This is a genomic window from Chryseobacterium sp. Leaf394 (assembly GCF_001424105.1).
Classification (GTDB): domain Bacteria; phylum Bacteroidota; class Bacteroidia; order Flavobacteriales; family Weeksellaceae; genus Chryseobacterium.
In genome coordinates this window covers 2,218,675-2,230,652 of the sequence record NZ_LMQH01000011.1, presented here as the reverse complement: position 1 = coordinate 2,230,652, position 11,978 = coordinate 2,218,675, and the positions used below count along the sequence as shown (strand labels likewise).

11 protein-coding genes are annotated in these 11,978 nt (G+C 37.7%); 9 read left to right on the top strand and 2 right to left on the bottom strand.

What is annotated here, in order from left to right; genetic code table 11:
• Nucleotides 1-56 precede the first annotated feature (56 nt).
• On the bottom strand, nt 57-1,433 hold the full coding sequence (locus ASG21_RS14845; protein WP_056081799.1) for a DUF1800 domain-containing protein: 1,377 nt from the start codon (nt 1,431-1,433) through the stop codon (nt 57-59).
• Nucleotides 1,434-1,687: 254 nt separating this feature from the next.
• On the opposite strand from ASG21_RS14845, the gene ASG21_RS14840 reads away from it, so the two are divergent.
• The 7 genes from ASG21_RS14840 (at nt 1,688) to ASG21_RS14810 (ending at nt 8,565) form a co-directional block, all read left to right on the top strand.
• Nucleotides 1,688-2,251 (top strand): hypothetical protein, encoded by a 564-nt coding sequence (locus ASG21_RS14840; RefSeq protein ID WP_056081794.1) that lies wholly within the window; start codon nt 1,688-1,690, stop codon nt 2,249-2,251.
• 112 nt (nt 2,252-2,363) lie between these two features.
• Nucleotides 2,364-3,413, top strand: coding sequence for a glucokinase (locus ASG21_RS14835; protein WP_056081790.1), 1,050 nt, complete (start codon nt 2,364-2,366; stop codon nt 3,411-3,413).
• A gap of 140 nt (nt 3,414-3,553) precedes the next feature.
• Nucleotides 3,554-4,120 (top strand): YceI family protein, encoded by a 567-nt coding sequence (locus ASG21_RS14830; RefSeq protein WP_056081787.1) that lies wholly within the window; start codon nt 3,554-3,556, stop codon nt 4,118-4,120.
• A 79-nt stretch (nt 4,121-4,199) separates the two neighbouring features.
• Nucleotides 4,200-4,811 carry a YceI family protein gene (locus ASG21_RS14825; RefSeq protein WP_056081784.1) on the top strand — a complete coding sequence of 204 codons (612 nt, stop codon included), beginning with the start codon at nt 4,200-4,202 and terminating at the stop codon, nt 4,809-4,811.
• 84 nt (nt 4,812-4,895) lie between these two features.
• The gene (locus ASG21_RS14820; protein WP_056081781.1) at nt 4,896-5,537 is read left to right on the top strand and encodes an alpha/beta hydrolase; all 642 of its coding nucleotides are present in this window, start codon (nt 4,896-4,898) and stop codon (nt 5,535-5,537) included.
• A 93-nt stretch (nt 5,538-5,630) separates the two neighbouring features.
• The gene (locus tag ASG21_RS14815) at nt 5,631-6,977 is read left to right on the top strand and encodes an ammonium transporter (protein ID WP_056081778.1); all 1,347 of its coding nucleotides are present in this window, start codon (nt 5,631-5,633) and stop codon (nt 6,975-6,977) included.
• A 169-nt stretch (nt 6,978-7,146) separates the two neighbouring features.
• Nucleotides 7,147-8,565: an L-serine ammonia-lyase gene (locus ASG21_RS14810; protein ID WP_056081775.1), complete on the top strand. Its 1,419-nt coding sequence runs from the start codon at nt 7,147-7,149 to the stop codon at nt 8,563-8,565.
• A gap of 107 nt (nt 8,566-8,672) precedes the next feature.
• Here the strand turns inward: ASG21_RS14810 and ASG21_RS14805 are convergent, their stop codons facing one another.
• Nucleotides 8,673-9,518, bottom strand: a complete 846-nt coding sequence (locus tag ASG21_RS14805) for a prephenate dehydrogenase (protein ID WP_056081772.1) — start codon at nt 9,516-9,518, stop codon at nt 8,673-8,675.
• Nucleotides 9,519-9,819: 301 nt separating this feature from the next.
• On the opposite strand from ASG21_RS14805, the gene ASG21_RS14800 reads away from it, so the two are divergent.
• Both ASG21_RS14800 and ASG21_RS14795 read left to right on the top strand, forming a co-directional pair.
• Entirely contained in the window at nt 9,820-10,404 is a 585-nt protein-coding gene (locus tag ASG21_RS14800) for a sugar transferase (protein ID WP_241773504.1), read from the top strand.
• A gap of 109 nt (nt 10,405-10,513) precedes the next feature.
• Nucleotides 10,514-11,764, top strand: coding sequence for an O-antigen translocase (locus ASG21_RS14795; protein ID WP_056081769.1), 1,251 nt, complete (start codon nt 10,514-10,516; stop codon nt 11,762-11,764).
• Nucleotides 11,765-11,978 lie beyond the last annotated feature (214 nt).

Here is an 11,978-nt window from a genome sequence, read left to right as displayed (position 1 = left end):
GAGGTTGAGGTTGAGGTTGAGGTTTTTCTTTCACCCATCATCCATCATCCAACACCCTACATTAATTGATATTCCGGAGTTGACATCAGGTTGATGATATTTATTTTAATGCTTTTGTCTGAAAAATTCTGTACAGCATTCATATTCATCTGATCCGGTTTTGACAGTAGAAAATCTTCACAGTCTTTTTTACTGAAAACTTTTTCAACTTTTTCCCAGTCAATGGTGATATTGGGGTTTTTGAAGGATTTCTTCAAGGCTTCCCGTGATTTCATACCCATTTCTACATCGTCATCTTCTTTGGGTGACAAGTCCAATGGCCTCAGTCCGGACCATATTTGTGGAATCTGCAGTCTCAGCATCAGGGTCGAACTGTCAATCCATGATTTTCCGCTTGGCCAGCCTGAAACATTTGGTGGTGATAAAAGCGTTTGCCCCAAAAGTTTTTGATAAACCACAAGATTTTCAGGATTCTGAATGCTCATCGGAAGTATTCGCATCATTCCAACCATCAGTTCGGTGGGAGATTTTATTCTGTTGCCGATATTTTTTTGGTCATAAAACCAGTCGCTGCTGAAAATTTCTGTCATCAGCTTTTTGATGTCGTATCCGGACAGATAAAAATTTTCGCTCAGGCCGGTGATGATATTCTGATCTGCTTTTTCATTCACGAAGAATTTGTAGATTTTGGCGGTGATAAACCTGGCTGTGGCTTTCTGTTCTAAAATAATATTTAAAACGTCGTCTCCGGTAAAATTTCCTGTTTTCCCGAGGAAAGTTTTTGTGCCGTCGTCATGCTGTTTTGGTCTTTCTACAAAATTTCCAGGTTTATCGTAACCCCAGCCTGTAAAAGCTCTTGCGGCCTCACGGATGTCGGTTTCGGTGTAATTTCCAATTCCCATGGTGAAAAGTTCCATGACTTCGCGGGCGAAATTTTCGTTGGGATGGCCTTTTTTGTTTTGCTGATTGTTCAGAAAGTTCAGCATTGCCGGAGATTTGCTCACCTCAAAAAGCAGATCTTTGAAATTACCCAATGCATTTTTTCTGATAATGTTCAGCTGATGTTTATTAAATTTTGGATTGTTGATTCTCGTTGCGAAATGCCCATGCCAGAAAAACGCCATTTTCTCCTGCAGCTGAGCCTTTGAACTGACCATTTTTTGAAGAAAATTCAAATTGAGTTCCTGGTTTTGCTTCTGATTAACCTTCTGAATCTGATTTCTCATTTCGGCGGTTGCTTTTGAAGCTTCGTAATCCACAGGCTCAATATCTGCTGTGGTATATTCAATAGTCTCAGAATGATCTTCAGTGAAAAGCTCCTTGAGTAAATCTTTGCGTTTCAGTTTCCGTATTTCGGCAACCTGAGAAATTCCAATGCCGAAGCCTGCCCGCCACAGAAGATGTTTATTATTGATGAAATTTAAATCACTCATAAGTATTTACGGATTTAAAAGAGACTGTATTTAAGCAGAAAAATTTGTACCATCAATGTGTTAGGGAAGGTTAAAGTTTTTATTTTAATATTTTAGATTCAACATTTCATCAGGAGATAGCAAAGAAATTTTAATTTTTTAAACAATTGATAGTCATCCGTTTTTCAGCCTTAAACAGACCTTCTCACATTAAGAAATTCTCTTTGGCACAGTTTTTACAGTTTACCACCAGTAAAATTTAAAAATTCATTATTATGAAAACGTTGAAACAAACACTGATCGCTGCAACTGTACTGACTGCCGGATTGGTAACTGCACAGGATAAGGCAATGAATAACATGATTAAAGTGGGAGCTACTGTAGGTGTTGCTGTTCCACAGGACAATACTTCTATGGCTGTTGGAGTAGATGTTGCTTACCAGAATTTAATTACACCTGGATTTGGTCTGGGTATCGCAACTGGATATACACATTATTTCGGAAAAGAAAATAACGGATACAATAATAACGATGTTGGAGTAGTACCTGTGGCTGCACTGATCAGAATTTATCCTAAACAGACTGGTTTCTACTTTGGAGCTGACCTTGGTTACGGATTTTTGGTAGGTGATGATAATGTTGCAACCAATTCTTTGGCAGTAAGACCAGACGGAGGTTTCTATTTAAAACCTGAAATCGGGTACCACAACAGAGACTGGAATTTCTTCCTTCAATATCAGAAAGTATTCACCGGAAACGACGGAAATGTTGCAGGACAGGATTATAATGTAGGAAGCATCGGAGCAGGATTTTCTTACAACATACCACTGGGGAACTAATTTACAGATAATAACTATTTAAAAGACAAGCCTTTTCTTAATTTTGAAAAGGTTTTCTTTTATCCTTTTAGAAATACCAAAACAATTATTATATTTACTAAAATTTGTGATTATGAACTTAAATCCGAAATTTCCCCTCTATCTGCCGGGAGTAAAAAATACCAGAAATGAGAATTTGACTATATTGGGAGCCAATCTTCGTGAGGATGAAACGGTACTTGCTTACTACGTTTCGGGACATGAAGGCTTAGATATTAAAATTCAGAAAAAATACATTACAAAAGACTATCCTGCACTCAATGCGATTGTACAGGATTTTTTTACAGAAAATTCGTTGACAGAAATAGACCGTTTCGGAATTTCTGTGCCGGGACCTGTACTGAACGGGAAAAGTAATCCCGAAAGATTAGGCTGGAGTCTTGATGTGGAAGAATTTAAAAACGAATTCGGATTTAAGGAAGTTTGTATGCTTAATGACCAGGAAGCAGCTGCTTATGGCATCGGTCTACTCGAAGATTCTGAGCTTGAAGATATCCGTTCAGGCGGTCATCTAGAAAATGGAAACGTAGCCGTTATCGCTCCTGGAAACGGATTGGGTGAGGCTGGTTATTTCTTCGACGGAAAGTATTTAAGACCTTTCGCAACAGAAGGAGGTCACTCAGAATTCTCTCCACGTACCACAATTGAAGTGGAGTTTTATCAGTTTTTAAATAATCTTTACGGAATCGTTAGCTGGGAAAACGTTTTGTCTAAAGCAGGTCTGTTCAATATCTACAGATTTTTGAGAGACGTAAAAAGACATCCGGAGCCGGAAGGACTTTCCGAAAGGTTAAATGAAGGCGACTTCGTTGAAGTGCTTTATAAAGCTGCAACAGAAGAAGATATAATGATCTGCAAGATCGCTTTGGATACTTTCCTAGAATTTTTGGCGAGAGAATCAAACAGTTTAACATTAAAATTAAAAGCTACCGGAGGTTTAATAATCGCAGGAGATATTCCTCAGGTGATCAGCAACTATATTGATAAAGACAAATTCTACGAGAAATTTAAAATCAGTGATAAAATGGAAGCCATGCTTCGGAATATCCCGATTTATCTCGTGAAGTCAAACAGTACGAGCATCAATGGTGTTGCGCTTTACACCGCTTATCATCAGGATTAAAATATAAACTCCGGCATCGCGCCGGAGTTTTTTATGATAATATTCATATTAAAAATCTGCAATAACTTACCGTATGGTAAGTCTGAAAGTCAAACCTCTTGTTTACATTTGCAGCATTAAATAATTATTAAAATTTAAACATGAAAAAAATATTCTTCCTTGCGGTTTTGGCAAGTGGTCTTGCTTTCGGACAGTCTAAAAAAGTGGTATCTTCAGATGTTCACTGGTGGGGCTATAAAGTTGTAAAATCTAAATCAAGTTCGCACGACGGAACGGTTAAAGTAAAATCAGGAGACATCGTGATGAAAGGAAATCAGGTAGTGGGAGGAAATTTCGTTTTGGATATGACATCCATCAACGCAACTGATCTTTCAGGTGAAGGACAGACTAAACTGAACGGGCATTTAAAGAACGGCGACTTCTTTGAGGTTGAAAAATTTCCGACTGCGAGCTTTAAAATCACTTCCGTGAAGAAAAATAATGACGCAGCTTACCCTTCAGTGGTCGGCGGAAATCTTACTGTGAAAGGTAAAACCAATGCTATTTCTTTCCCTGCAAAAATTACCAGTGCAAATGGTGTAGTTACGATTGAATCAAACAAATTTTCTTTCGACAGACAGAAATTTGATGTCGTTTATCAGTCGGGTATGAAAGACTCCGTTATCAATGACGAAATTGATATGACAGTAAAAGTAAGTGCGAAGTAATTTAATCTAAAAAAATATTGAGAAAAGTGCAGAAGTTCTGTGCTTTTTTTTATTTTTGTTGAATTGTAAATAAAAAAGAATGAAAAGATTATTATTGTTTGCTATGATGTGTGCCAGCATGTCGTTTGTTTTTGCTCAGAAAAAAGGAGATAAAATTTCTAAAGTTGTCACTTCTGAGATCTTATGGTGGGGAAGCAAAGTAGTGAAAACTGCACCTACAACTCATTTTGGAAGTCTGAAGCTGAAAAGTGGAAAATTTAATTTCGATAAAACAGTTTTGGTAGACGGTGAGTTTGTTATCGATATGAGAAGCCTCGTAGTGGCAGATCTTTCGGGTCCGGATCAGGTGAAACTGACAAATGAGCTTAAAGGAACCAACTTTTTTGAAGTGAAAAAATTCCCCACTGCGAAATTTCATTTGAAGAAAATTATTCCTCTTGCGAATGCAGAATTCAATTCTACAATTGTGGGCGACATCACCATCAAAGGAATCAGAAAAACGATATCTTTCCCGGCAAATGCGCACGTTACTCAGTTTACGGTAGAAATTGAATCTTCAAAATTTGCTTTGAACAGAAAAGATTTTAAAATTTTCTATCAGACTTCTCTGAAAGATCATTTTATCAGGGACGAGATGGAAATTCAGTTTAAGCTTTCAACAGTGAAAGTAGACAATGAAAGACCGAGATAAAAGGTTAAAATTCTTATAAATTAAAAAGGACAGCTTAGATTAAGCCGTCCTTTTTTTATTTTAGCTGATAAATACAATCCACGTATGAAAATCTATGTTGTAAGTGGTCTCGGAGCAGATTATAAGGTGTTGGAGAAACTGGTTTTTCCTGCACAGCATAAAGTTGTTTTTATAGATTGGCTGGTTCCTGAGCAAGATGAAGATTTTGGTGAATATGTAAAACGGATGGCCGAAAAAGTAGATGATAACGAACCGTTTTATCTTCTGGGATATTCTTTCGGCGGAATTATGGTACAGGAAATCAACAGACTCAAGCCGGCTTTAAAAACAGTAATTCTGGGAAGTATTAAATCAGACAAGGAAAAATCAAGGCTGATAAAAATAGGACAGTTGACCAGAATTCCGAAATATCTTCCTGTAGGTTTTTTTAATATGAAAACCCTTGAAACGTATGCTGTTTTCAGAAAGTTCTTTGATCCTAAAAATCCAAAAGTTCTACAGTATTTCAGATTTACAGATCCCTACTATCTTAAATGGTCTATGCAGCGCATCACAGAGTGGAAATTTGAGCATGAGAGCAATGTTGTTCAGATTTTAGGTGACAGAGATATCGTTTTTCCAATCAAAAATTCAAAACCGGATTATGTTATCAAAGGCGGAACGCATCTTTTTCCTGCAACACGGCATAAAGAGGTGTCTCAACTTTTACAAATTATATTTATTTAAGATCCGATGCTAAAATTTTAGGGGTTATCTTTAAAAAGAATATTATTTTAATTTTATTATCTATATTTTTGTAGGGGTAAAATTATAATAGATATGAAAGTTGGTTTGAAATGGATTGTTTCCTTCATTATTATTTCACTCATTGCAGTCGGAGGACTATTCTGGCGTCCTGATTTCACAGCTCCCAATACCGGAGATTTTTTAGGTGAATCCGCAGTGGTCGGTTCTGATGTTGCATGGATTCTCGCTGCTGCAGGTCTGGTACTTTTAATGACACCTGGGCTTTCCTTTTTCTACGGCGGTATGGTTGGCAAAAAAAATGTGATTTCCACGATGCTGCAGAGTTTTATTTCTCTGGGTGTAATTTCAATTCTTTGGATAGTCGTTGGTTTTTCGCTGTCATTTGGTGACTCCATCGGTTTTGAGATAGACGGTGAACATTATGGCATCATCGGAAATCCTTTTACGTATATGTTTTTCAACAACGTAAGTCTTTATCCGCACAAGGATATGGCTTCCACGATTCCATTTGTTCTTTTTGCGCTGTTTCAGATGAAATTTGCGGTCATCACACCGGCTTTAATTACCGGCTCGTTTGCCGAAAGGGTTCGGTTTATTTCGTATCTGCTTTTTATGATTCTGTTCAGTCTTTTGATTTACACTCCGTTGTGTCACATGGTTTGGCATCCGGAAGGACTTTTAAATAAATTCTTCGGAGTTAAAGATTTTGCCGGCGGCACAGTCGTTCACATGAGTGCCGGTTTTGCTGCTCTTGCTGGAGCGATCGTTTTGGGGAACCGTAAGAATCCTCATCATGAACCTTCCAATATTCCTTATGTGATCTTAGGAACAGGAATGTTGTGGTTTGGATGGTTTGGTTTTAATGCGGGTTCGGCTTTATCTGCTAATGCAACGGCGGCTGTGGCTTTCGGAACTACTACAATCGCATCAGCTTCTGCGATGATGACGTATATCTTCTTTGACCGTTTAAACTGTCGGCCAGTTTCCGCTTTGGGAGCGTGTATCGGTGCAGTGGTTGGTTTGGTAGCCATTACTCCGGGATGTGGATTTGTATCTATTCAGGAAAGTATTTTCATAGGTTTTATTTCAGCAATCGTTTCAAATCTCATGGTCAACTGGAAGGCTTTGAAGAGAATTGATGATACACTCGATGTTTTTGCCTGCCACGGTGTTGGCGGAATTATGGGAATGATTCTCACCGCCATTTTTGCACATGGTGAAAATGCAAGCCTCCTGCATGGTGGAATAGGTGTTTTTGCCCATCACATGATCGCCTTGCTTTTAGTTTCAGTCTTCACATTTTTCGGGTCTTTGCTTTTGTATAAAATCACAAACCGGATGATTACACTCCGGGTGAAAGAAGAATCAGAAGAAATGGGTCTTGACCGTTCTCAGCATGGTGAGAGTTTAAAATGGTAAATTTTTTTGGTATATAACTTCAACAGTGGTCTTTTCCGACCGCTGTTTTTTTGATTCTATCTTAACCTTAACCTTAGCCTCAATCTCAGCCTCAACCTTAACCTCAAATTCCTTCCCATCTAAAATATTTTCAATGTATATTTGCTTTTCATGAAACTGAAAAAAATATATGGAGTCAATATCTGTATTTGAAATAATTAAAGTGGGAATCGGACCTTCCAGCTCGCATACAATGGGTCCCTGGAATGCTGCTGCAGCGTTTATCAGAATTTTAAACCGTGAAAGATCAGTAGCCGAAGTAAAAGAAGTTTTTCTCGAATTTTTCGGATCACTCGCCAAAACAGGAATCGGCCACGGAACCGATATTGCCGGGATGTTGGGTTTAAATGGTGAAGATTTTAAAACCATAGACACTACGAAGATTGATGAGATAGTCAACAGAATCAAAGAATCTCAAATCATTAATCTGGGTGGTGAAAAAGAAATTCCTTTCATTTACGGACATCATTTGGTTTTAAATATGTCTAAATCACTCGATTATCATCCCAACGGAATGATTTTCAGGGCAATTTTCGAAGACGGCACCGAACTGATGCAGGATTTTTATTCTGTGGGTGGTGGTTTTATCATGAGTCAGGAGAAAAATTCTATCGAGAAGCAGTGTGTACGCACATTGTATCCTTGTCACAAGTCTTCGGATATTGTAAAATATTGTGAACATTTAGGATTTGATAAAATTTCAGATTTAATTTTAATCAATGAAGAAAGCTGGAGGAGTCAGGAAGAAACCCGTGCCGAAGCTTTAAATATCTGGAAAAACATTAAGGAATGCGTCTACAAAGGTGTCAACAAAGAAGGAATTCTTCCCGGAGGTCTGAATGTGACGCGCCGTGCAGCAGGAATCAACCGCAAACTTTTGGGCGAGAAGGTATACAGAAATATCGACGAATGGTTTCAGCAGGTTGTTGACGCCGAAGAAAATTTTACCAATATCAACAAATGGATTTCCTGTTTTGCGCTTGCTGTCAATGAGGAAAATGCAAGTTTCGGAAGAATCATCACTGCACCCACGAATGGCGCGAGTGGCGTAATTCCTGCAGTTTTGATGTACTCGCAAGCCTTCACGGAAGCTAAAACTGAAGATGATATTGCAAGATTTATTCTGGTAGCAGGTGAAATCGGAACTTTGTTTAAAAAGAATGCGACCATTTCTGCGGCGATGGGCGGTTGTCAGGCAGAAGTCGGAGTTTCTTCAGCAATGGCTGCGGCTGGTTTAACGGAAATTCTTGGTGGAAGCGTCGGTCAGGTCCTGATGGCAGCAGAAATTGCGATGGAGCATCATTTAGGTTTAACCTGTGACCCAATCAGAGGTTTGGTGCAGATTCCATGTATTGAAAGAAATACGATGGGCGCTATAAAAGCCATCACTGCAGCGAATATTGCTTTGGAAAGTGATCCTACAAAAGCCAAGGTAAGTTTAGATCAGGTTATTCAAACGATGTGGGAAACTGCGTTGTCGATGAACGACCGTTTTAAGGAAACTTCTGAAGGTGGATTGGCGATTGCGGTTAATGTTCCTGAGTGTTAACATAAATCAGCTGAAGTTCTAAAAAAAACGTCCGTATGTTTTGCGCAAAACATACGGACGTTTTAGTAAAAAGATACGGACGTTTTGAGTGATACATATGCATCTTTTTACTTATCAAGAATTCCGCGAATTTTGTTTGCATTCACAATCAGTTCTTCCAAAAATTCAAAGTTATCTTTCTCTAGAGCAGATTTGAATTTCCTGAGTTGAGAAATATGTTCATTCAAAGCATCCAAAACGTTTTCTTTATTTTGTTTAAAAATGGGAACCCACATTTCGGGATGGGATTTTGCCAGACGAACCGTGCTGGAGAACCCTGAACTCGCCAACTGGAAAATAGTTTCTTCCTCCTTTTCCTTTTCCAAAACTGTGTTTGCCAAAGCATAAGAAGTAATGTGAGAAATATGAGAAATGTAAGCCGTATGAATGTCGTGATCTTCTGCAGACATGTGGATGATGTGCATATCCAAGTCCAGAACAACAGATTCTACCAGTTCAAGTGCATCTTTTGCAGATTTTTCGCGGTCACAGATCACACCGGCTTTACCTGAAAAACTTGCGGCAACTGCGGATTTCGGGCCGTGATTTTCTGTTCCCCACATCGGGTGAAAGGCCACAAACCGCGATCTTTTAGGATGATTCTCGACCGATTTTGCAATGCCTGATTTTGTGGAACCCACATCCATCACCGTCTGATGATCTGAAATCAAATCTAAAACCTGAGGCAGAATTTTGACTGCTGAATCCACAGGAACGGCAATTATGATGAGGTCTGCAGACTCAATTCCGGTTTTGAAATCCGCTTTTTCGTTGATGATGTTTAACTGTAAAGCATCTTCAAGATTATCTATATTGCTGTCGATTCCGTAAATGAAATCGGCGGTGTTTTTCTGTTTTAATTTTAAAGCAATCGATCCTCCAATCAATCCTACGCCTATAATGCTGATCTTCATATTTTATTTATTTAAAACAAAAGACCCCGTCTTTCGGACGGGGTTTTTACTTATTTCTGAAGCACAAAATCCTTATCCGAAAACCTTTTCAGAAGAGTAATAATAGTTTTGTGCGTTTATTTTCATAGGGCTAAAGTATTGAAAATTTTTTAAGTGAGCAAAAACCTGAATGCAAAGCTTCTGTCAAAGTTATTGCGAGCAAAGCGAAGCAATCTGTTGGAAATAGCGAAATAATCTAAACGGATTGCTTCGTTCCTCGCAATGACAGAATTTGTTATCTTTGCCCGATAAGAACATCTTTGTGAAAAAATATCCGGTCTGGAAGTCGGTGATGGATTACGGAATCTCTTTCGTAGCCGCAGTAGTTTTTCTTCCGCTTTTTTTCGTACTTTTTATTCTGGCATCAGCAGATACCGGTTTTCCGGGGATTTTCACTCAGGAAAGAGTAGGGAGATTCGGGAATATGTTTACGGTGTTTAAATTTAAAACCTATCATTCTGTCACGCATCAGAAATCTTCTTTCGGAAAATGGATGCGGAGAACCAAGCTGGATGAACTTCCACAATTGTTTAATATTTTAAAAGGCGAAATGTCTTTTATTGGTCCAAGACCAGATATCAAAGGATATTACGATACATTGGAAGGCGATGACCGTGAAGTTTTAAATTTAAAACCGGGTCTCATCAGCGAAGCAGGATTTAAATATAAAAATGAAGATCAAATTCTCTCCCGTCAGAAAAATCCATTGGAATACAATGATAAAGTTCTTTTTCCGGATAAAGTGAAAATGAATCTGGAATATTACAAAAATCTTTCTTTAAAAAACGATCTCAAACTTATTTTAAAAGCATTTGGAATTTTCTTTAATCTTAAATCCGGAAAATAAGTATGAAATCGCCATGGCAAAAAAATCAGCAAATACCAATGATGATCTGGCGATATTATAATCTGTCCCGACCATGCGGGATGACCGTTACAAACAATAGAATCTGCATATGAAACTTCTGAGTACAACAGTTTTTTCGGGCATCACGGCATTCGTAAAAATTTCGGCAGGATTTGTTGCAACAAAAGTCATTTCCTCTTTTTCCGGACCGGCTGGTGTTGCTTTGGTGGGTTCACTGACCAATTTTATGGCAGTTGTACTGAGTCTGGCAAATGGATCTGTCACTTCAGGAATTGTAAAATACACCGCAGAATTTAAAAACGACAGAAGGAAATCCAAAATTCTGTATGATACTTCAGTTTTTGTGTCTTTGGTTTGTTCGGCATTGGTTTTTTTAGGGCTTGTTATTTTCGCTGAACACTGGAGCAGAAGTATTTTTCACAGCACGGAATATGTTTCGGTGATTTATCTTTTGGGTGGAGGTATTGTTTTTTACTCATTAAACACGATCCTTTTAGCCTTTCTTAACGGGTTGGGTTATATCAGAAAATTCACCATCATCAACGGAATCAGCAGTGTAATCACTCTGCTTCTGACGATTTTGCTTATTTATTATTACAACATTTCAGGTGCTTTGTATGCTTTGGTCATCACACAGTTTGCTGTGTTTTTTGTTGCGGTACTTTTGGTCTGGAAAAGGATTTTTAAAAACATCAGCAGATCAATTTTTAAACCAGATTTTAAAACCATAAAAAACCTGAGTCATTTTACAGTAATGGCGGTGGTGAGTTCATCAGCAATGCCTTTGGCTCAGATCATCATCAGAAATTTCATTACCAAAGAAATTGATCTCAACAGTGCGGGAATATGGCAGGGTTTAATCCGGATTTCCGATGGTTATCTTCTGATGATTAATATAACTTTAGGAACTTATTTTCTCCCAAAACTTTCATCTTTAAATGGTAAAAGTGATATTAGAAAAGAAATTTTAGAAGGATTAAAATTTCTGGCTCCATTGTTTCTGGCAATGTGTGCTGGCATTTATTTCACAAGATTCTACATCATAGAAATTCTTTATACCAAAGATTTTTCAAGCATGGAAAGTTTATTTTTCTGGCAACTGGCTGGAGATTTTTTTAAAGTTCTGTCGTTGGTTTTTTCTTATCTAATGATTTCGAAGGTGATGACTAAAGGTTATATTATTATAGAAATTTTATTTCCGGTTTTATATGTTTTTTTAAGTTTGGCTTTTATTCATAAAATTGGATTAAAAGGAAGTTCAATAGCCTTTTTTATCACTTACCTTCTCAGTTTTCTCGTGATGATTTTAATATTCAGAAAGACTGTATTCGGTAAATGATTTTTCTACGTAGAGTGATTTCTTAAAAATTTACTACAGTTTAACAGCAATCCTTAATCAGAAATAAAATAATTCTATTGAGTTTTTGTGTCAATATTTTAATATTTTTTATTAAAGTATTAAAACTAATGTGGTTTTTGTAATATTTCGGCATTTGATGAGCCTCCGGTTTTCATATTCGTGCCAAAATCTCTATATTCGTTGACCGAAAATA